Consider the following 20,230-nt stretch of genomic DNA (forward strand, 5'->3'; position numbering starts at 1 on the left):
GCCCGCACCTCCGGCACCGGCACCGGCACCGGCCGCCGCGCCTCCGGCCGCAGCACCGCCCCGGGCGCCGTGCGTGCCGATGCCCTGCCGCAGCACCGTGGCGGGCGTGGCGATGGCCGCCCCGGCGGCCCGGTTGGCGGTGTCCCGGCGCATGGCGCGGTGGTTGATGATCTCGTCCCCGAAGCCGGGCACGAAGCGGTAGATCATGGCGGAGGCGAAGATGGCCAGCAGGATGATGGACAGCCCGGACAGGATCGCGGAGAACGCGGAGGGGCCCTCCGTGGTGGACAGCGCCGAGGCCAGACCCAGCACGATCACGATCACCGGCTTGACCAGGATCACCGCGATCATGATCCCGGCCCAGCGGCGCACATGCTGCCAGAGATTCTTGTCGACCAGGCCGGCGTACACCGCGGTGCCGAGCAGCGCCCCCACGTAGAGCAGGGCGGCCCGGATCACCAGCTCCAGCCACAGCACGCCCGCGGCCAGGATGGACACCAGCGCCACCACGATCAGCATGATGGGCCCGCCGCCGATGTCCTGGTCGCTCTCCAGCGCGGCGGAGAACTGTCCGAAGAAGGCGTCGGAGTTGTTGCCGGTGCCTGCGGCGATGGCCTCGGTCACGCCGTCGGTGGCGGCCACCACCATGTAGAGGATGAGCGGGGTGAAGGCGGAGGCCATCACGGTCAGCCAGAGGAAGCCGACCGCCTCGGTGAGGGCGGTGGTCAGCGGCACGCCCCGGATGGCGCGCTTGACCACGGCCAGCAGCCAGAGGGTGAGGGTCAGCACGGTCGCGGCGGCGAACACCACGGCGTACTGGCGCAGGAAGGCGGGGTTGGTGAAGTCCACCTCGGTGGTCGTGGACACGGCCTCGGAGAGCTGGTCCACGATCCAGGCGGCGGCGTCCGCGCAGCCGCGGGCCAGCGACTGGAGCGGGTCGAGGGAGGAGTCCAGCCCGGGGGTGGTGATGCCGCCGCCCTCCTCGCCGGCGCAGAGGTCGAAGGCGGGCCCGTGCAGCCCCTCGCACTCCGGGTTCTCCGCATCCCCCGGGGTCTCCTCGCCGCTGCCGCCGCTGCCGCCGGTGTCGCCTTCGTCGTTCTCCTGGTGCTCGTCGGCGAGGGCGCGCAGCGGGAAGGCCAGTCCGGCGGTGAGGAGACCGGCCAGCAGCACACCGAGCCGGGCGAGGTGACGGGCGAGGTGACGGGCGAGGCGCCGGGCGAACGGCCGGGCCGGGGACGGCGGCAGCGGCCGGGCGAGCGGGCGCGACCGGGGACTAGCGCGCATAGGTGAACCCTCCGAACTCCTGCACGGCTTCCGCGATCTCCTCGGCGGTGGACGCGCGGTTGTCGCCCGGAATCGGCGCGGGGCCGTCCGCCTGGCTGTCTTCCACGATCTTCCAGTCACCGTCCGACCAGACCAGTTCGAAGGTCCAGGTCTTCCAGGTGGTGCGCACCGGGTTCCGGGCGCTCTCACCGGCCATGCCGATGAGCGCGGTGTACCAGACGTCGACCGTGGCGCTGGTTCCGGTGAACGTGAGGACGGAGGTGCCGACGGGCAGGGTGCGTGACACGAACGTCATGCCGTCCGGTGGATTGCCCTCGGCGTCCAGGCCGAGCCGGGCCAGGGACTCTTCCGAGTATGCCGCGTCGAGCTCTTCATTGAGGCTGGGGACGACGGAAGGTTCGTAGACGGTGGCCACAATGGCGCGGCGGGTGCCGGGGGCGAACATGCCGTCACCGCCGAGGGCCACGGCATAGTTGGCGGCGGCGCTCTGCGCACCCTGCTCGGTCTGCGGGTGGCCGGTGGGAATGCCGCCGGCGCCGGACCGCACCGGCTCCTCGCCGGTGGGCGCGGTGGGCTGGGCCCGGTTGCCGCCGGAATCCGCCGCCCCGTCACCCGACCCGTCGTCACCTCCGCCGAGGTTCGCGTAAACGATCGCGGCGATGAGGATGACGAAGACGGCGATGATGGTGAACAGGCTGCGGCCGGGGGAGGCGGGAGCGCGGCGGGAACCGGTGCCGGGATCTTCCGGCAAGCGGGTACGGGTCTGGGAGGGGACGGTGCGGGCGCCCGTGTCTCCGAAGTCGTCGCCGTAGCTCATGATCAGCGCCCCCTCAACCGCACTGAGTCTATTACCTCCTCACACGACGTTATAGCCATCGGCTGGCGGTCGTAGCCGGTGCTGTCCCGATTGTCCGAACAGCGGAACGACGTGCGCCCGGCGCATCTGCGCAGGCGCCGGGCGGTGCGCTCCGTGCCTCGTCGCGCTTCGGTCGCCCGGAACGAGATGTCGGTCACTGAGCGTGCTCCGAAGTGCCCCGGCGGCAGCCTGTGGGACTGCGTGTGAGCGGATGTGAGCGCGGAGGTAGCGATCTCGGCCGGAATGCGTCTGGTTTTAGCTGGAGTGGTGGCGTGTTGTTGTGTCCCGTGTGCTGGGTGTGCCCAGCGGGACCTGTTTCTCCATGAATCGAGAGGCGACAGCCGTGTCCGAGTTGACCTGGCAGAAGTCGAGCTTCAGCAGCGGAGACGTACCGCAGTCGTGCATAGAGGTGGCTTCGGACGACGGGCGTCTCTATCTGCGGGAGAGCGAGCTGCCGCTGCCCGTCCTGGTCACGGACGCGGCCAGGCTGGCCGCCCTGCTGGCAGCGGTGCGCCGCTGAGGCGGGCGAAGGTCAGCGCGTTCCGGACGGCCGCGCCCCCGGGGTCGTTGTTGAAGTAGACGTACACGTCGCCCGAGCCCGGCCAGGTCGCCCGGATGCGGGTGGCCCAGGTGGCCAGGGACCGGTGGCCGTAGCGGGGCCACGGATCGGCCCGGCCCTCGTGGAAACGGACGTAGCCCCAGTCGGCCGTGCGCCACAGCGGGGTCGCGGGGCGGGCCCGGATGTCGGCCCAGCACAGCGCGGCCCCCCGGTGCTCCAGCACGGCCCGGACGGCCGGTGTCCACCAGGACGGGTGGCGGGGCTCGACGGCGACCCGCACGCCGGGCGGGAAACAGGCAAGGCAGCGGTCCAGGGCGGGCGGATCGGCGCGCAGCGTGGGCGGGAGCTGGAGGAGCACCGGGCCGAGCCGCGTGCCCAGCGCGGCGGCGTGGGTCAGCAGGCGCCGGACCGGCTCCTCCGGATCGCGCAGCCGCTTGATGTGGGTGAGAAAGCGGCTGGCCTTGACGGACATCACGAAACCCGGCGGGGTGCGGTCGTGCCAGGCCGCGAAGGTCTCCGGCGTGGGCAGCCGGTAGAAGGCGTTGTTGCACTCCACCGTGGGGAAGCGGCCCGCGTAGGTCTGCAGCCACAGCCGCTGCGGCATGTCCGGCGGATACAGCACGCCGCGCCAGTCGGCGTACTGCCATCCGGATGTGCCGGCGAGCAGGGTCATGGCCCTTCCAGGCTAGGACGGGCTGCCGTTCCGGCGCGCGTCGGCGCGGCGGCAGGCGCGGGCCGGGGTGTCGGAAGGACGTGGAAGGGGAGGTCTACGGCGTCATGGCCGAGGCAGCGCCGTGCCGCCGTGGCAGGCCGGCCCGGGACACCGCCCCCGCGACGCCGGCGACCCCGGTCCGCGAAGTTCGCGGCCAGAGGCTCAGGGCCAGAGAAGGGTGCGGCTCCAGGCGTCGCCGGCCGGATCGGGCCGGCTGTAGAGCAGCCGCACATGCCGCCGGCTGGGGTGGCCCTGCCAGAATTCGACCTCCCGCGCCCACAGCGTGTACACCGTGTGGCCGGGGGCGACGAGATCCGGGTCGGCGTCCAGCCGCCGGGCCGCCTCGGTCACGGCCGCGTCGTACTCGGCCATCGACCCCATCGGCCGGCTCTCGCCGCCGACCAGGCCGGCGATCCGGGTGGCCCGGGAGCGGCTGCGGAACTCGGCGGCCGACATCTCGGCCGGAGCCGGCTCGACCGTGCCCCGCACCCGTACCTGCCTGCCCAGCAGCGGCCAGTAGACGCTGAGCGCGGCGGCCGGCACGGCCGCGAGCTGGCGGCCCTTCGGGGTGTTCGCGTCGGCGGCGAAGACCCAGCCGCAACGTTCCTCGTCCACGCCGCGCAGGATCAGCACCCGGGCGTCCGGCTGTCCGTCCGCCTCCACCGTGGAGAGTGTCACCGCGTGCGGGTCCAGCACCCCGGTCTCCACGGCGACGGCCAGCCACTCGGCGAACAGCGGCCCGGGCCGGTGCGGCACATGGTCGGGATCGAACGTGGGCAGCTCGCGGATCATCGGCGGACTGGCGCGCAGCAGCTCGGCCACCAGGCCCGGAGCGGGCACGCCGGGGGGCGGCGGTTCGGACGGAGTCGCCACGGGATCGGCCTTTCGACGAACCGGCATGGGGTGGTCCGCTCACCGTAACGGGCGGCTGCCCCGGCACGCGGAAACGGCAGGCCGGTGCGGCAGCCGAGTACGGTGGGCGGACCGTTGTCCAGGAGCCACAACGCCCTGCACTGCTTACCGGGAGCTGTGGCAGGCTTCTCGGCATGCTGGGGATTACCGATCTCTCGACCTATCTGATCGGGCTGGCGCTGATCATCCTGCTGCCCGGGCCGAACTCGCTCTATGTGCTGTCCGTGGCGGCCCGGCGCGGAGTGCGGGCCGGCTACCAGGCCACCGCCGGTGTCTTCTGCGGCGACGCCGTGCTGATGGCGCTGTCGGCGGGCGGCGTCGCCTCGCTGCTGCAGGCCAGCCCGCTGGCCTTCTCGGTGCTCAAACTGCTGGGCGCCGGTTATCTGACCTGGCTGGCGGTCGGCATGCTGCGCGGGGCGTGGGCGCTGTGGCGGCGGCGCCACGCCGTCCGGGCGGAGACCGCCGGGGCGGCCGGGGCCGCCGGGGCGGTCGGTGCGGACGGCGGGCGGGCGGCCTCCTCGCCGCTGACCGGCGGCGGGGCCGAACGGGAGCGCCCCTACCGGCGGGCGCTGGTGGCCAGCCTGCTCAACCCCAAGGCGATCCTGTTCTTCGTCTCCTTCTTCGTGCAGTTCGTGGACCCGGCGTATCCGTACCCGGCGCTGTCCTTCGTGGCGCTGGCGCTGTGGGTGCAGCTGTTCAGCCTCACCTACCTCTCGCTCCTCATCTTCACCGGTGCCCGGCTGGCCGCGGCCTTCCGCAGGCGGCGCCGGCTCCAGGCCGGGGCCTCGGCCGCGGCCGGCGGCGCGTTCCTCGGCTTCGCCGTCAAGCTCTCGCTCTCCAGCGCGGCCTAGCCGGACCCTGGCCGGGCGGCCGTGACGAGCGCCCTCGTGCGGTTGCCCGGACGGCATCGTCCGACCCAGGAGCGAGGGAGCATCACCATGCCTGTCCGGAGCCGTACCCCCGTGCCGCGCGGGCGGCCGCTCTGGCCGGCGCCGCAGGCGTGGACACCTCCCTGCCGCAGAACGGAGAACGCCGGGCGGGACGGAGCGCCGAGTCCGGGGACTCCGGTGCCGTGGCGGCCGGGCGTAGGGTCGGAAGGAGAGGCCGCACGGCAGGGAGGTGGCTGTGGTGGCAATGGCCGTCTGGGCGTGGTTCGGGGTTCTGACGATCGTGGTGCTGTTCGGGGGCGGCGGTGCGTGGCTGGCCGAAGCGGTGCGCGCCGGCCGGCGCCAGCGGCACGAGCAGCAGATGGAACTGCTGCGGGCCGAGGAGCGGCGGCTGGAGCGGCTGGAGGCGGCCTCGGCGCAGCCGGAGCCGGTCTGCGGCTGCGGCCACCATCTGGCCAAGCACGACCGGCAGGGGCACTGCCACGAGATCGTGCGGGTGCCGACCGGCTGGGACGCCCAGCACCGCCCGCTGGGCTTCGAGCGGGGCACCTGCAACTGCCAGCAGTACGTCGGTCCGCAGCCGCTGTCCCAGATCTGGGCCGAGGACCTCACCGACCGCGAGCCCGGCACCCTTCCGGAGGCCGGGGGCGGTGCGGACGGTGACGAGGACCGCGACGAGGACCGCGACGAGGGCCGTGATGAGGACGGCGGCGGCGGTGCGGGCGGTGCCGGGTCGCCGCGGGGCTAGCGCTTGCGCACCACGGTGACGCCGTCCCGGACCGAGAGCATCACCGAGTCCACCCGCTTGTCCGCGGCCACGGTGTCATTGACCCGCCGCATCGCCACGGTGCCCGCATCCTGCGCGGCCGGATCCACGACCCGGCCCTCGCGCAGCACGTTGTCCAGAGCGATGACACCGCCCGGCCGCAGCCGGGTGACCAGCTCCTCGTAGTAGTCCGGGTAGCCGGTCTTGTCGGCGTCGATGAAGGCGAAGTCGACGAACTCCTCGCGCGGCAGCGCCCGCAGGGTCTCCACCGCCGGGGCGATCCGCAGGTCGATCCGGTCGGCGACCCCGGCCCGCTGCCAGTAGCGGCGGGCCACCGCGGTCCACTCCTCGCTCACGTCGCATGCGATGAGCCTGCCGTCCGCGGGCAGCGCGCGGGCGATGCACAGCGCCGAGTAGCCGGTGAAGGTGCCCACCTCCACCGCGGTCCGGGCGCCGGCCAGCTTCACCAGCAGGCTCAGCAGCGCACCCTCGTCGTGCGAGATCTGCATGCCGGACAGCTCCGGCGGCAGGCTGCGATGGGTCTCCTCGGCCAGATCGCGCAGCACCTCGTCCGCCCCCGGGGACGCGTGCGCGACCAGGTACTCGTGCAGCGCGGGATTCACGATCTCCATGCGCCCGACTCTACGTGCCGGGCCGGTCAGAACGGGCGGTTGTAGGGCGAGTAGCCGCGCGGCGGGGCGGCCGGCGGGGGCGGGTTGCGGCGGAACCAGAAGGCGGCGAGGACACCGCCGGCCAGGCCGAACAGGTGGCCCTGCCAGGAGACGCCGCTGTCGACGGGCAGCACGCCCCACAGCAGGGAGCCGTAGAGCAGGAAGATCACGATGCCCACGGTGATGTCCATGGCACTGCGCTCCACGAAGCCGCGGACCAGCAGATAGCCGAAGAGGCCGAAGACCACCCCGGAGGCGCCGGCGGTGATGGAGTCCGGTGCGGCGGTCAGCCACACCCCGAACCCGGAGACGGTGATGATCAGCAGGCAGACGGCCAGGAACCGGCCGATGCCGCGCAGCGCCGCCAGGAATCCGAAGATCAGCAGCGGCAGCGTGTTGGCCATCAGGTGGTCGTAGCCGAAGTGCAGGAAGGCGGCCGGGTAGATGTCCAGCAGCTCGCCGGTGTCCCGCGGCTCGATGCCGTACTCGCACACCAGCGGCTCGTCGGGTACCGGCCCGGTCAGACAGACCGGACGGGAGCCGTCGGCCAGTGCCAGCACCCACATCACCACCAGCCAGGTGCCCATCAGGGCGGCGGCGGCGATCGCGCGCTGTCCTCGTGGTCCTCGTGGTCCGCGCTGCCCGCGCGATGCGCGTGTGCCGTACATTCTCCGACGCCCCCTGGTGTCTGCGCGAGTGGTGTGCCGTTTCTCCCGGGCGGTGTCCGCCGAGCACTGTCTGCCGAACCGTCTCTTCAGTGTCTCCGTTCCGCCGGCGCTCCGGGCAGCGTGTCAGGGCTGGACGGGTCCGGGCAGGTTGCCGCGGTTCGGGTCCTGCTCCCGCTGCTCCTCGCGCAGCGCCAGGTAGAGCAGGGCCACGGTCAGGTCCTCGGGGTTGAGCATCTCGGCGTTCTCCCGGGGCGGTCCCAGCGAGATGGCGGAGCCGCTGTTGAGCCCGATCTCCAGGGGCAGCGGCGGGAAGTCCGGCCCGCCGAACTGCGCGAGGTCGAATCCGATCTCCGACAGCACACCGTTGCGCAGCGTCAGCACGGCGGTCACCGGGGTGTCCGGGTCGGCCGGGTCCTGCACCAGGCGCGGCATGCCGAACCGGTCGGCCTGCTGGCGCAGCAGGCCGGCCAGCGGGCCCAGCGCCTCCTGGGCCCGCCCGGCCGGGAGGGTCAGTTCCATCCGCTCGGTGCCGCCCTCCTTGCCCAGCGAGCGCAGCCGGGTGCCGGCGGTCCGCACCGAGTCGTCCAGGCGGGTCACGAAGTCCCACTGCGCCTCGGGGCGGAGCAGCGGGTCGGCCCCGGAGAGGGCCTTGGCCACGTTCCCGGCGTGCCCGAGGCCGCCGGTCTCCTCGGCCGCCTGCTCGGCCTCCTGGCCGGCCCCGGTGATGCCCGCCTCTATGGCCTCGGCGTACTCCGGGTAGCGGAAGGGGTCCACGACCACCCAGGCGCCGGTGAGCGCCCGGGCGGCGTTCTCCAGGGACTCGGGCAGGCTCCCGGCGTGCTGCATGAACCGCATCGCCCGGCTCACGTCCTCCGGCTTGCCGTGCAGTGCGTCCTGCACCACGGTGTCGGCGCCGATCCGGATGAAGGTCTGCTCGCCGATCCGCTTCAGGCCGATGGCGTCGTTGCCGCCGAAGCCCACCGACAGCGCTATGTCCAGCGGGTCGCCCTCGTGGAGGTCGCGCATCCGGCTGTCCTGGTCCGGGTCCCCGACCACGGCGGTGAACTCCAGGGAGGCCAGCACCTCGGCCTCGCGCCGGGTGGGGGCCGGGCCGCCGGTGGCATCGGCGGAGTGCCGGAGGTAGTCGTACACCTCGTCGACGGTGGCGCCGAACGCGACGTCCACCGTGACGGCCTCGCGGGACATCAGCCGGTCGAGGGCGTCGTCGGCCTGCGCGCCGGCCTGGGCCGTCTCCACGACCTGGCAGCCGGCGGTGGCCGCCAGCAGCGCGGTGACGAGCGCGGCGCCGCCGGCGAGGGCGGTCGTCCGCCTGCGGAGGGTACTGATCGTTTCACTCCCGGTCCGTGGACACGCCCGGGGGGCCGTACCGGTCCTGGCCGCGGCCGGTTCCGGCCCTCGGCGGCGGGCGGCGGCACCGTCTGCCGCCCGCCGGTTCCGTGTCCGTCCGTCTGCTGTTGTCTGTTCCGTCCGTGTCGTCTGCGTCGTCCGTGCCGTCCGTGCCGTCGCCGGGTGCGGCCGGTTCCGCCGCGCGGCCGGGGCCGCCCGGAGCGGGGCCGGCGGAGCCCCTGTCCGTCGGATGCGGGAACAGGGGTGCCCGGTTCCAGTCTTGCCCCACCCTGGTAAGCATGGCGTATGGCACACGCCACGCGCGGCCGGGGCGTCACCGACCGGTGAGCCATCCGTTAGCGAGCCGTGTTCTAGGCTCGGCGGTGTGAGCGAACGAGGGCGGAGGCCCTGGCTGGTCGGGGTGTCGGGCGCGTCGGGCACCCCGTATGCGGCGGCGGTGCTGCGCGCACTGCTGGACGCCGGGGAGGCGGTCGATCTGGTGGTCAGCCGGGCATCCCGGCTGACCCTGCTGGACGAGACCGGCGTCTCCTTCCGGGACGCGCACTGGGAAAGCGACCTGCGGGAATGGCTGGCGCGCGGCGCGGACGGCACGCCCGGCACCTTCGCCCCCGACATCTCCGGGGTGCGCCACTGGCCGGCGGGCGACCTGGCGGCGGGTCCCTCGTCCGGGTCGTATCCGGCCAAGGGCATGCTGATCGTGCCGGCCTCCACGGCGTGCGTGGCGGGGGTGGCGCTGGGCCTGTCCAAGGACCTGCTGCAGCGCGCCGCGAGCGTGACGCTCAAGGAGCGCCGCCCGCTGGTGGTGGCGGTCCGGGAGACCCCGCTGAACGGGCAGACGCTGCGCCACCTGGTGGCCCTGGACGAGGCCGGGGCGGTGGTGCTGCCCGCCTCGCCCGCCTTCTACGCCGGCGCCGGCCACATCCAGGACCTGGTGGATTTCGTGGCCGGCCGGGTGCTGGACGCGGCCGGGGTCCCGCACCGGCTCTACCGCCGCTGGGCGGGCGCCCTGGGCGGGGCCCGGACCGACGAAACCGGTGGAAGGGCCAGCCAGTCGTAAGCCGCGGGGCCCGTATGCCTTAGATTCTTCTGGTACGGCAGCGTGCGGCACCGTGTTTCCAGGCCCGGCCCGGGAACCGGGGCGCCGCGCGGCGGGACGGCCCGCACCGCAGGGCCTTGAGGGAACGGTGGAAGGCTTGGCGACCATGGACGCGGTGGACAGGCAGCTCATCCAGGCGCTCCGCGAGAACGGACGGGCGTCCTACGCGGAGCTGGGCCGGCTGGTGGGCCTGTCCGGGCCCAGCGTCACCGACCGCATCAACCGTCTGGAGGCGGCCGGGGTGATCACCGGCTACCGGGCGACCGTGGACGCCGCCGCGCTGGGCCTCGGGGTCACCGCGCTGGTCGGGCTCCAGCTCTCCGACGCCACCGACCACCAGGAGCTGGCCGAGCGGCTCAAGGAGCTGCACGAGATCGAGGACTGCTGGTTCATCGCCGGCGACGACTCCTACATGCTCAAGGTGCGGGCGGCGGACGTGGACGGGCTGGAGAAGATCATCCGCCGGCTCTCCGGCACCAAGGGCGTCTCCCGGACCCGCACCACCATCGTGCTGTCCACCAAATGGGAGAACCGGGTCGGGGACCTCCCCGAACTCCCGGGACGCTGAGCAACGTAGGCTCGGCGGGAGCACCGAACGAAGGAGGCGCGACGCATGGACACCGGGCTCAGGCGCGAGCTGGAGGAGAAGGTCCGTGCCGGTGAGCGGCTGACCCGCGAGGACGGGATCGCCCTCTACGAGTGCGACGACCTGGCGTGGCTGGGCGGCCTGGCGCACGAGGTGCGCACCCGGAAGAACGGCGATGTCGTCTACTTCAACGTCAACCGCCACCTCAACATGACCAATGTGTGCACGGCCTCGTGCGCCTACTGCTCGTTCCAGCGCAAGCCGGGCGAGAAGGACGCGTACACCATGCGCATCGAGGAGGCGGTGCGGCTGGCGAAGTCCATGGAGGGGGAGAACCTCACCGAGCTGCACATCGTCAACGGCCTGCACCCCACCCTGCCCTGGCGCTACTACCCCCGGTCGCTGCGCGCGCTGAAGGAGGCGCTGCCGCACGTCCAGCTGAAGGCGTTCACCGCCACCGAGATCCACCACTTCGAGACCATCTCGGGGCTGCCGGCCGACGAGATCCTGGACGAGCTGATCGACGCCGGGCTGGAGTCGCTGACCGGCGGCGGCGCCGAGATCTTCGACTGGGAGGTGCGGCAGCACATCGTGGACCACCGCACCCACTGGGAGGACTGGTCCCGCATCCACCGTCTGGCCCACGCCAAGGGCCTGAAGACGCCGTGCACCATGCTCTACGGGCACATCGAGGAGCCCCGCCACCGGGTCGATCATGTGCTGCGGCTGCGCGGGCTCCAGGACGAGACCGGCGGTTTCCAGGTCTTCATCCCGCTGCGCTACCAGCACGACTTCGTGGACATGAAGGACGGCAAGATCCGCAACCGGCTCCAGGCCCGGACCACCATGGCCACCGGGGCGGAGGCGCTGAAGACCTTCGCGGTCTCCCGGCTGCTGTTCGACAACGTGCCGCACGTGAAGGTCTTCTGGGTGATGCACGGGGTGCAGACCGCGCAGCTCGCCCTCCAGCACGGCGCGGACGACATGGACGGCTCGGTCGTCGAGTACAAGATCACCCACGACGCGGACAACTTCGGCACCCCGGACAAGCTCACCAGGGACGATCTGCTGGAGCTCATCCGGGACGCGGGCTTCCGCCCGGTGGAGCGCAACACCCGCTACGAGGTGGTGCGCGAGTACGACGGTCCGGAGCCGGCGCGCCGCGAGACGCCGCAGCCGATGCGGCTCTGATCCGGGGCCGCCCGCCGGCCGTGCTGTCCGGTGGGCGGAAAGCGGTGGCGGCCCGGAGATGAGTAATCGTACAGTTCTCTGCATGGGTATGCGGTATGTGCTGGGGCCCGAGATCACCCCGGCGCTGGAGGAGGCGCTGCTGCGCCTGTGGGCGGACGTCACCAACGCGGGCGGGGCCGTCGGCCTGGTCCCCCCGGTGACCACCGAGGACGTGCGCGGGCTGCTCGCCGCGCACCTGCGCGGCATGGCACAGGGCACCACCACCCCGCTGGTCGGCTTCGACGAGAACGACCGCCCGGCCGCGCTGGCCTTCCTGGTGCTCAACACCCACGACCTGATGCGGCACTGGCTGTGGCTCTACCGCGTGATGGTGCACCCCTCCCGCCAGGGCCGGGGCACCGGCCGGGAACTGATGAAGGCGGCCGAGACGGCGGCCCGCTCCATCGACGGCATCCGGGGCATACGGCTGACCGCGCGCGGCGGCATGGGCCTGGAGCGCTTCTACGAGTCCTGCGGCTACAAGGAGGTCGGCCGCGTGCCGGACGCCATCAGGGTCGCCGACGGCGACCTGCGCGACGACGTCATCATGTGGCTGCCCTTCTCCTGACAGGGGTGCCCGAAAAGCCGGGAAGGCGGCATGCTTCACTGGAGGGCGGGGCGCGACGAGACGCCACGGGAAAGCGCCGCCCCTCCCAGGACCGCAAGGAGCCGCCGCCGTGATCACCGTCAAGAACCCGACGCTGCGCTACACGCTGATGCGGCTGGGCGTCTTCCTCGGCTGCCTGGTCGTCGTCCATCTGCTCGCCCTCGCCGGCGTGGTGCCGTCCGGGGTGGGCAGCTCCAACGCGCTGTGGATTCCGCTGCTGGCGCTGGTGATCTCCGCGCCGCTCAGCTTCATCCTGCTGCGCGGCCAGCGGGACGCCATGTCCGAGCAGATCGCCGACGGCTACCAGCGCGCCCGGCGGAATCTGCGCGCCAACCAGTCCATGGAGGACGAGGCCGACGAGGCCGCCCGCCGCGCCGCCGGCTGAGCACCGCACCACACGGGCGAGGCCCCCGGCAGCCGTCGACGGGACGGCTGCCGGGGGCCTCGCGGTGTGCTGCCGGGCCCGGTCCGGCCGGGCCTCGGCTCAGCGGCGGAGCAGGGTGAGCAGGTGGTGGAGCCAGGCGGCCAGGGCGTGCAGCGGGTGCCGCGGCCGGTCCGGCCCGCCGTCGCCCTTGCCGTGGCCCTTGCCGTGGCCCTTGGTGTCGATCCGGACGACCTGCGGGTCGTGGTCGCTGGCCTGGTCGGCGAACTCGGCGTTGATGTGCACCACGTCGTAGTCGGTGCCGCCGATGGCCGGGCTGACCAGGATGTGGTCCAGGGTCTGCGAGTTGCCGTCGAAGACGTAGGTGTAGCGCTCCTCCGCGGGCAGCGTGAACAGCAGGTTCTCCAGCACTCCGCCGTCGGTGAGCAGGTCCATGGTGGCGGAGAACTCGAAGTCGTTGAAGTCGCCCAGCGCGATCACCCGGGCCTTGGGGTCGGCGGCCAGCAGGTCCTTGACGAAGGCGTTCACCTCGGCGGCCTGCTGGTGGCGCTGCGTCTCGGAGGTGCGGGCCGGCGGCTGGTTGCGGCCGTGCAGCGGCTGGTCGCCGCCCTTGGACGCGAAGTGGTTGGCGATCACGAAGTAGGTCTTGCCGCGGAAGACGAACTCGCCGGCCAGCGGCTTGCGGCTGTTCTCCCAGGCGGTGCTCTCCGGGCTGATACGGCCCGGTGAGACGGAGAGCCGGGCCCCGTCCTCGGTCTGCACGGCCTCGACCGCGGTGGTGGCGTCCCCGCCGGGACGGTCGGTGAAGGAGACCCGCTCCGGGTTGAAGAGGAAGACCAGCCGGATGTTGCCGCCGGGCTGGCCGCCGTCGGCGCCGTCCACCGGGTCGATGGAGCGCCACTCGTAGGACGGGCCGCCGGCGGCCTCGATGGCGGCGGTGAACCGGGCCATCGTCTGGTCGGCGGCCACCGTGCCGTCACCGGCGGGGCCGGTGTTGTCCTGGATCTCCTCCAGGGCCACGATGTCCGGCGAGGCGAGGTGCTGCACGATGCCGGCGGCCAGCTCGGCGAACTTCTCGTCGCTGTCGGCGGCGGAGAGGTTCTCCACGTTGTAGGTGGCGACGGCCAGTTCCTTCTTGGTCTGGGCGCGGGTGGTCTCCTTGGCCAGGCCGCCCGGGGTCCTCTCGCCCAGCGCGGTGGCCTGCACGGTGTAGCCGCCGTACCGGCTGTAGTCCATGGCGCCGGTGGTGGTGCCGGCCAGGGTGTCGCCCACGTCGACGGTCGGCAGCTCACCGGCCAGCGACATCACCTTCAGCCGCCCGGTGTTGGGCGAGTCGTAGGAGCCGTAGCGGGTGCCGCCGCGGGCCGAGGGGTTCTCCTCGGGCTTGACGGTGATCCACAGCTCGTCGTAGTCGGTGGTGCGGCTGACGGTCCGCACATCGCTGAAGGAGACCAGCATGCCCTCCAGCGACTCGTAGAGATCGAGGGCGTAGCTGCCGGGCTCCAGCTTGAGGTCGTCGGTGGGGCCGCCCGCGGCGTCCGGCGCGTACAGGCCGGGCACGGTCGCGGCGTCCAGGGTCACCGGCTCGGGCAGGGCGTTGCCGGAGGAGACCACGGTGACCTCGGGGCGGGTGATCTCGGTGAGGGACTGGGTGCCCGAGGCCGGGAAGTATTCGGTGACCCGGCCGCTCACCAGGACCCCGTCACCGGCCGAGACCGCGGGCGCCTCGGAGCCGGTGTAGACGAACACGCCCTCGCTGGTGGCCGGGTCGGCGTCCGGTTCCGGGTCCTGCATCCAGAAGCCGCGGGAGCCGGCGGCGGACACCGCGGTGACCACGCCGGGCACGGCGGTCACGGTGCCGCCGGACAGCGGGGAGATCCGGGTGGCGCCCTGGATGTCGCGGATGCGGGTGTCGCCGGGCTCGGTGGGCGGCTCCTCCCCGCCGCCGTCGCCGGGGGTCTGGCCCGCGGAGTTGACGGGGGTGGGGGTGCCGGAGGTGAAGTCGGCCGCGTTGTCGTCGGTGTCGGCCGGCGGGGTGCCCGGGCGCGCCACCGAGGAGGTGTTGCCCGCTCCGGCGGCCGGGCCGCCGCCCTCCCGGACCACCGCGCTGCCGTAGCCGACCAGGTCCACGATCCGGTCGTCGGCGGCGCAGTCGGCCGCGGTGCGGCAGGTCAGCGCCTCGGTGGAGCTGACCAGGGCGACGGTGCCGCTGGTGGCGGACATGGAGATGGAGCCGGCGGCGTCCGGGGCGGGGAGCTCGACGGTGCCGCCGCTGCCCGCGTTCTCGGAGACCAGGTACCGGCCGCCGGGGGCTATGGAGCCGTCCAGCGCGGTGACCTGCCACCGCGAAGCGGAGCTGGGGGAGCCGGGCAGGTACTGCACGCTCCAGCCGTCCAGCGGCACGGCCGAGCCGCCGGCGTTGGCCAGTTCGATGAAGTCGCGGGTCAGGGTGGCACCGGAGTTGCCGCCGCCCCCGTAGACCTCGCCGAGCATGACGTCGGCGGAGGGGGCGGCGAGTGCGAGCGGGAGCGGGGTGAGGACCAGGGAGGCGGCGACGCCGGAGGTGACGAGGCCGAGGCGGAGTCGCCGGGACTGCCGGGGGCGTCCGGAACTCCGCGGGCTGGGCGGGGTCTTGTGCGGCACGGTCTGCTTCTCCTTCGGGTGCCACGGGAGCATCGGTTGAAGCTACGCGCGTAGAGAAGGCGTTGGCAAGGACGTGGACATGAAAACTGGGTATCGGGCGGCCGAATGGCGGGAACGCCGGCCCCGGCCACCGGCCGCCCGGACGGGGATGGTCAGCGGAGGGTCGGGTCGGCCGGTTTGGCGTCGGCCGCGTCGTGCTCGGTACCCGGCCGCGGCTGCTGCGCGCCCGGCTCCGCCGGAGCGGTGGCGGTGGAGCGCGGCTGCTCCGCGGCCGGTTCGGCGCCGTCCGTGCCGTCCGTGCCGGCGGCGCCGTGGGCGGCCAGGGCGGTGACGATCCGGTCCTCGATGTCCTTGGGCGCGGCCCCCAGGTAGTAGTTGAGCACCACGGAGAAGACCAGCTCACGGCCGTCGGCGTCGGTGACGTAGCCGGAGAGCGCGGTGGCCCCGGTGAGCGTGCCGGTCTTGGCGTGGGCGTTCTTCTCGGCCGGGGTGCCGCACATCCGGGAGCGCAGGGTGCCGCCGGTCAGGCGGCCGGGCTCGCAGGCCACCGGGAGCTGCGCGTACCAGCCGGGAAACCACTCCTCGTCGCGCACGGCGATCAGCAGATCGGCCAGTTCGGCCGAGGGAATCCAGTTGCGCCGGGTCAGCCCGGAGCCGTCGGCCAGAACATAGGTGTCCGGGTCCATGCCGAAGCCCGCGACCGACGTCCGGGCGGCGGCGATGCCCGCCGACCAGCTTCCCTCGCCGGAGGTCTCCCAGCCGATGGTCTTGATCAGCACTTCGGCGTGGCCGTTGTTGGAGAGCTTCATGAACGGGTTCATCAGTTCGCCGACGGTCATGGATTCGTGCGAGGCCAGCACCCGGGCACCGGCCGGTGCCGCCTCGCCGAGGCGGGTGCCGCCGCGCACCGTGATGCCGTGCTCGGCCAGCGCCGTGGCGAAGACCGCGGCGGCGTGCCCGGTGGGATCGTGCACCGCCCGCCAGACCCGCACCGGGGAACGGTCGGCGCCGATGGAGCCGTCCACCACCAGGACGTCCTGGCCGTGCACCCGGGTGATGGACGGGGTGGCCGAGGAACCGGCCACGGTGGCGGCGGTGTTGCGGACGGTCAGGAAGCCGGAGTCGGGCCAGACGGAGACCTCGGGGCGGTCGCCGGGCTGCTCGCCGGGGGTGACGGTGACGATCACCGTGCCCGCGTCGTAGTCCGTGTCGGGCGCCACGGTCAGCGCGGAGACCGGGGCGCCGTAGTAGTACTGCTCGTCGTCGACGTTCCAGCCCCAGTGGAAGTGCTCGTCGTCGAACCGGGTGTCGTCGGCGACCAGATCACCGGTGACCGTCCGCACTCCGGCGTCGGCCAGTTGCCGGGCGAGACCGGCGTAGTCCTCGTGGAGCAGGGTGGGGTCGCCGGTGCCGCGCAGATAGAGGTCGCCGCGGAGCCTGCCGTGGCTGATCCGGCCGGTGGCCAGGACGTCGGTCGGGTACGTGTAGCCGGGGCCGAGGATGTCCAGCGCCGCGACCGAGGTGGGGAGCTTGGAGTTGGAGGCGGGCATCAGCCGGTTCTCGCCGTTGCGTTCGTAGAGCACCTCGCCGGTGGCGGCGTCGGCGACCACCACGCTCGACTGGGCGCCGTGCAGCCGGGGATCGGCGAGTGCCAGGTCGATGGTGCCGGCCCAGCCGGGGCGTTCGGCATCGGCTCCGGCGGGTGAGGAGAGGGAGAGGACGAGGGCCAGTCCGGCCGCGGCCGGCACGGTGAACCAGGCGCGCGTCCTGCGGGGCCTGCCGGAACTGCCGGGACTGCCGGGACTGCCGGAGCTGCGGGGACGGCGGTGCCGGGAGCGGGCGGGGTCCGCGCGGTCCGCGGAGCCGGCGGAAGCAGTGGTGGTCGTCATGCGCCGAGGATGACGTAAGTATTTTTCGCGTCAAGGAGGTCGGGGCAAAAATCGCCGCCACTTCGCGCGGTGCCGTGAGAGACCGGTAAAGGCCGCGGCAAGACGGTGCCGCCGGGCTGTTCATATGGCCGGAATCCGGGCAACCTACGGATGGGTAAGTCTACTGACGAGTTAAAGAGCCGCCGTCCGACGCCCGGAGGGAACCCCATGTCCCCGCCGTACCGCAGCCCCGTACCGCTTCCCCCGCTCGTCCGCCCGGAGCTGACCCGGGACCACCGCACCGGCCGGGTGCTGGAGGCGGCCATGCCCGCGCTCGCCCCGCCCGTGACCAGCGGCAGCCTCGGCGACATCCCCTTCGTCAACGCCCGGCAGGACCCGCACGCGGTGGCGCTCGGCCGCAAGGACCACGAGGGCGTCTGGCAGGACGTCACCTGCGCCCGGTTCGCCGAGGAGGTGCTGGACGTGGCACGCGGGCTGATCGCACACGGCCTGGAGCCCGGCGACCGGCTGGCCATCATCTCCCGCACCCGCTACGAGTGGACCCTGCTGGACTTCGCCGCCTGGGCCGCCGGCCTGGTCACCGTCCCCGTGTACCCGACCTCCTCGCCCCGCCAGATCGCGTGGATTCTGCGCGACTGCGGCGCCCGCGCCTGCGTGGTGGAGGGGGTGACCGAGGCCCGCGCGGTCTCCTCGGTGCGTGGCGAACTGCCCGGTCTGGAGCACCTGTGGCAGCTCAACGCCATCTCGGGCAGCGAGCGCGGGGCGGTGGGGCAGATCAGCAGCGCCGGGCGGACCCTGCCGGACGCGCTGGTCACCGAGCGGCGGGCGCTGCTGGCGCCGTACCACGCCGCGACCCTGATCTACACCTCCGGCACCACCGGCATGCCCAGGGGCTGTGTGGTCACCCACGGCAATTTCTTCGCCGAGGTGGACAACGCCATCGAGCTGCTCTATCCGCTGTTCCGCTCGCTCAGCAAGGAGCCGGCCGGCACCCTGCTGTTCCTGCCGCTGGCCCATGTGCTGGGCCGGATGACCGCGGTCGCCTGCCTGCGGGCCCGGGTGCGGCTCGGGCACGCGCCGAGCATCCAGACCGACGAACTGCTGGCCGACCTCGCGGGCTTCGGTCCCACCTTCCTGGTCGCCATCCCGCATGTGCTGGAGAAGGTGTTCAACACCGCGCGGGCCACGGCCGAGTCCATGGGCCGGGCCGCCTCCTTCGACCGGGCGGCCCGGGTGGCCCGCCGCTTCGGCGCCGCCCAGGAGGCCGCCTGGCACGCGGCGGTCCCGCGCCGGCTGGATGCCGCCCGGCTGCCCCGGCCGGGCCTGCGCCTGCGCGCGGTGCGGGCGGTCTACGACCCGCTGGTGTTCCGGCGCATCCGGGCGGCGCTGGGCGGCAAGGTGCGCCATGTGATCTGCGGCGGCTCGCCGCTGGGGCGGCGGCTGGCCGCGTTCTACGAGGGCGCGGGCATCTCGGTCTACGAGGGCTACGGCATGACCGAGACCACGGCCGCGGTCACCGTGACCCCGCCGCAGCGGCCCCGGCTGGGCACGGTGGGGTGGCCGCTGCCCGGCACGGCGGTGCGGATCGCGGGCGACGGCGAGGTGCTGGTCCGCGGCGACACGCTCTTCGCCGGCTACTGGGACCGGGGGAACGGCCGGGTGCTGCCCGGGGCGGGCCAGGACGGCTGGCTGGCCACCGGTGACCTGGGCGAGCTGGACGAGGAGGGCTATCTCACCCTCACCGGCCGCAAGAAGGAGCTGATCATCACCTCCGGCGGCAAGAACGTGGCCCCGGCACCGCTGGAGGACTGGCTGCGGGCGCATCCGCTGATCAGTCAGTGCCTGGTGGTCGGCGACAACCGGCCGTATCTCACCGCGCTGATCACCCTGGACCCGGACGGGCTGGCGCACTGGCGGCTGGCCACCGGGCGGCGGCACGATCCGCTGGAGCAGGTGGTGCGCTCGCCCGAGCTGCTGCGGCACATCGAGCGGGCGGTGAACGAGGCCAACAGCCAGGTCTCCACGGCCGAGTCGATCCGCGGATTCACCGTGCTGACTCGCGACTTCACCCAGCAGGCGGGCCATCTGACGCCGTCGCTGAAGCTGCGCCGCTCGGCGATCCTGCGGGACTTCGCCGGCGAGGTGGAGGCCATGTACCGCTCCGAGGAACACCTCGCCGGAACCTAGCGCCCCGCGGCGACCGGCCGCCGTGCCGCCGTGCCGCCGCGGCACGGCGGTTGAGCGGTTGAGCGGGTTGAGCGGGGGTCAGCGGGGAACGGGGCGGGCGGCGGCGGCCGCGGCGACGGCGGCGGCCAGCGGGTCGCGCCCGGGGCGGCCGAGCAGGTCCCGCAGGTCCGTACCGGTGTTGTCCAGGAAGCCGTGCCGGACACCGGTGGCGATGGAGCACAGCATCGGAGGCTGGAAGGGCAGCAGTCCGGGCGCGTCGAGCATCCTGCGCCGGTACTCGCCCAGTCCGATGGTGCGGTGCGCCACGCCCAGCCGCCCGGCCACGGCGGGCGCCGTGACCGGAGTGCCCACCAGGTCGTAGACCCGTCCGGCGTGCCGTTCGGGCTCCGACGCGACGGCCGCCGCCGCGTCGGCCAGGTCGGCACGGACCACGGCGGAGAGCGCGCCCTCGCCGAACGGGGACTCCACGGCGTCGCCGTCCCACAGCAGCAGGGCCCCGAAGAGCTCGGCGTACAGGCCGTTCCGCAGGATCGTCCACGCCGGGCCGCGGTCCCTGACAAGCCGTTCGGTCGCCCGGTGCGCCAGCGCGAAGCCGAGGTGGTCGCCGGCGCCGGTCAGGCTCGTGTAGACGAGGTGCCGGACACCGTCGCGGGCGGCGGCGTCGAGCACGGCGGTGTGGCGGCGGATCACCTGATCGTCCTCGGCGTAGCCGGCGGAGACGAGCACGAGGGTCGAGACACCGGTCAGATCGATGCCGGCGGGATCGTCGAAATCGAGGTGCCGCATTCCTCCGTCCGGGGTGCGGCTGCCGCCGGTCGCGTGGGCGCCGCGGTCGCGCAGCGCCGCGAGAGTGCGGGCGCCGAGGTTTCCGCCGGCGCCGGTCACCAGGATCATGGGAGCGCGGTCTCCTTCGTGGTTCTCTTCGGT

The 20,230-nt window shown here is 73.2% G+C and carries 19 protein-coding genes; 9 read left to right on the plus strand and 10 right to left on the minus strand.

All coding sequences use genetic code 11. From position 1 onward, the window contains the following. Together GQS09_RS13575 and GQS09_RS13580 are read right to left on the minus strand one after the other, a co-directional pair. Positions 1–1,284: hypothetical protein (locus tag GQS09_RS13575; RefSeq protein WP_243761396.1), on the minus strand; the 1,284-nt coding region annotated here is incomplete at its 3' end. Continuing rightward, positions 1,274–2,101, minus strand: coding sequence for a hypothetical protein (locus tag GQS09_RS13580; protein ID WP_165986306.1), 828 nt, complete (start codon positions 2,099–2,101; stop codon positions 1,274–1,276). The genes GQS09_RS13575 and GQS09_RS13580, both read right to left, overlap by 11 nt. A gap of 382 nt (positions 2,102–2,483) precedes the next feature. Here GQS09_RS13580 and GQS09_RS13585 point away from each other — a divergent pair, with 382 nt between their 5' ends. Next, positions 2,484–2,660, plus strand: coding sequence for a DUF397 domain-containing protein (locus tag GQS09_RS13585; RefSeq protein WP_313896124.1), 177 nt, complete (start codon positions 2,484–2,486; stop codon positions 2,658–2,660). Here the strand turns inward: GQS09_RS13585 and GQS09_RS13590 are convergent. Together GQS09_RS13590 and GQS09_RS13595 are read right to left on the minus strand one after the other, a co-directional pair. After that, positions 2,611–3,372, minus strand: a complete 762-nt coding sequence (locus GQS09_RS13590; protein WP_165986308.1) for a DUF72 domain-containing protein — start codon at positions 3,370–3,372, stop codon at positions 2,611–2,613. The two genes, GQS09_RS13585 and GQS09_RS13590, sit on opposite strands and share 50 nt — an antisense overlap. 201 nt (positions 3,373–3,573) lie before the next feature. Continuing rightward, positions 3,574–4,284, minus strand: a complete 711-nt coding sequence (locus tag GQS09_RS13595; protein ID WP_313896125.1) for a pyridoxal 5'-phosphate synthase — start codon at positions 4,282–4,284, stop codon at positions 3,574–3,576. 173 nt (positions 4,285–4,457) lie between these two features. Here GQS09_RS13595 and leuE point away from each other — a divergent pair, with 173 nt between their 5' ends. Together leuE and GQS09_RS13605 are read left to right on the plus strand one after the other, a co-directional pair. Beyond that, the gene (leuE, locus tag GQS09_RS13600; protein WP_165986309.1) at positions 4,458–5,174 is read left to right on the plus strand and encodes a leucine efflux protein LeuE; all 717 of its coding nucleotides are present in this window, start codon (positions 4,458–4,460) and stop codon (positions 5,172–5,174) included. Positions 5,175–5,442: 268 nt separating this feature from the next. Next, positions 5,443–5,958 carry a hypothetical protein gene (locus GQS09_RS13605; RefSeq protein ID WP_313896126.1) on the plus strand — a complete coding sequence of 172 codons (516 nt, stop codon included), beginning with the start codon at positions 5,443–5,445 and terminating at the stop codon, positions 5,956–5,958. On the opposite strand, the gene GQS09_RS13610 is transcribed toward GQS09_RS13605, so the two are convergent. The 3 genes from GQS09_RS13610 to GQS09_RS13620 all read right to left on the minus strand — a co-directional run bounded on the left by GQS09_RS13610 (position 5,955) and on the right by GQS09_RS13620 (position 8,572). Beyond that, on the minus strand, positions 5,955–6,608 hold the full coding sequence (locus GQS09_RS13610) for an O-methyltransferase (RefSeq protein WP_165986310.1): 654 nt from the start codon (positions 6,606–6,608) through the stop codon (positions 5,955–5,957). The genes GQS09_RS13605 and GQS09_RS13610 overlap by 4 nt on opposite strands. Positions 6,609–6,634: 26 nt before the next feature. Further along, positions 6,635–7,315, minus strand: coding sequence for a rhomboid family intramembrane serine protease (locus GQS09_RS13615; protein WP_165986311.1), 681 nt, complete (start codon positions 7,313–7,315; stop codon positions 6,635–6,637). 123 nt (positions 7,316–7,438) lie between these two features. Beyond that, positions 7,439–8,572, minus strand: coding sequence for a hypothetical protein (locus tag GQS09_RS13620; RefSeq protein ID WP_165986312.1), 1,134 nt, complete (start codon positions 8,570–8,572; stop codon positions 7,439–7,441). Between the two features lie 475 nt (positions 8,573–9,047). On the opposite strand from GQS09_RS13620, the gene GQS09_RS13625 reads away from it, so the two are divergent. From GQS09_RS13625 to GQS09_RS13645, 5 genes are all read left to right on the plus strand, one after another. Beyond that, complete coding sequence (locus tag GQS09_RS13625) at positions 9,048–9,740, plus strand: UbiX family flavin prenyltransferase (protein ID WP_313896127.1); 693 nt, start codon at positions 9,048–9,050, stop codon at positions 9,738–9,740. A gap of 145 nt (positions 9,741–9,885) precedes the next feature. Continuing rightward, positions 9,886–10,347, plus strand: coding sequence for an Lrp/AsnC family transcriptional regulator (locus GQS09_RS13630; RefSeq protein ID WP_165986331.1), 462 nt, complete (start codon positions 9,886–9,888; stop codon positions 10,345–10,347). A gap of 45 nt (positions 10,348–10,392) precedes the next feature. Beyond that, positions 10,393–11,556, plus strand: a complete 1,164-nt coding sequence (gene mqnE / locus GQS09_RS13635) for an aminofutalosine synthase MqnE (RefSeq protein WP_165986314.1) — start codon at positions 10,393–10,395, stop codon at positions 11,554–11,556. A gap of 82 nt (positions 11,557–11,638) precedes the next feature. Next, positions 11,639–12,163 carry a GNAT family N-acetyltransferase gene (locus GQS09_RS13640; RefSeq protein ID WP_165986315.1) on the plus strand — a complete coding sequence of 175 codons (525 nt, stop codon included), beginning with the start codon at positions 11,639–11,641 and terminating at the stop codon, positions 12,161–12,163. A 109-nt stretch (positions 12,164–12,272) separates the two neighbouring features. Continuing rightward, on the plus strand, positions 12,273–12,587 hold the full coding sequence (locus GQS09_RS13645; protein WP_313896128.1) for a DUF4229 domain-containing protein: 315 nt from the start codon (positions 12,273–12,275) through the stop codon (positions 12,585–12,587). 99 nt (positions 12,588–12,686) lie between these two features. Here GQS09_RS13645 and GQS09_RS13650 read toward each other — a convergent pair whose 3' ends face one another. Together GQS09_RS13650 and dacB are read right to left on the minus strand one after the other, a co-directional pair. Then, positions 12,687–15,260 (minus strand): endonuclease/exonuclease/phosphatase family protein, encoded by a 2,574-nt coding sequence (locus tag GQS09_RS13650; RefSeq protein ID WP_165986316.1) that lies wholly within the window; start codon positions 15,258–15,260, stop codon positions 12,687–12,689. A 119-nt stretch (positions 15,261–15,379) separates the two neighbouring features. After that, on the minus strand, positions 15,380–17,116 hold the full coding sequence (gene dacB / locus GQS09_RS13655) for a D-alanyl-D-alanine carboxypeptidase/D-alanyl-D-alanine-endopeptidase (protein WP_165986317.1): 1,737 nt from the start codon (positions 17,114–17,116) through the stop codon (positions 15,380–15,382). Between the two features lie 207 nt (positions 17,117–17,323). Between dacB and GQS09_RS13660 the strand changes: the two genes are divergently transcribed. Beyond that, a complete protein-coding gene (locus GQS09_RS13660; protein ID WP_165986318.1) occupies positions 17,324–19,303 on the plus strand; it encodes a long-chain fatty acid--CoA ligase in 1,980 nt (659 codons plus the stop codon). A gap of 78 nt (positions 19,304–19,381) precedes the next feature. Here the strand turns inward: GQS09_RS13660 and GQS09_RS13665 are convergent, their stop codons facing one another. Beyond that, positions 19,382–20,197 carry an NmrA family transcriptional regulator gene (locus GQS09_RS13665; protein ID WP_165986319.1) on the minus strand — a complete coding sequence of 272 codons (816 nt, stop codon included), beginning with the start codon at positions 20,195–20,197 and terminating at the stop codon, positions 19,382–19,384. Positions 20,198–20,230: the final 33 nt, after the last annotated feature.

It is taken from the genome of Streptomyces sp. YIM 98790 (genome assembly GCF_011421595.1).
Lineage (GTDB): Bacteria > Actinomycetota > Actinomycetes > Streptomycetales > Streptomycetaceae > Streptomyces.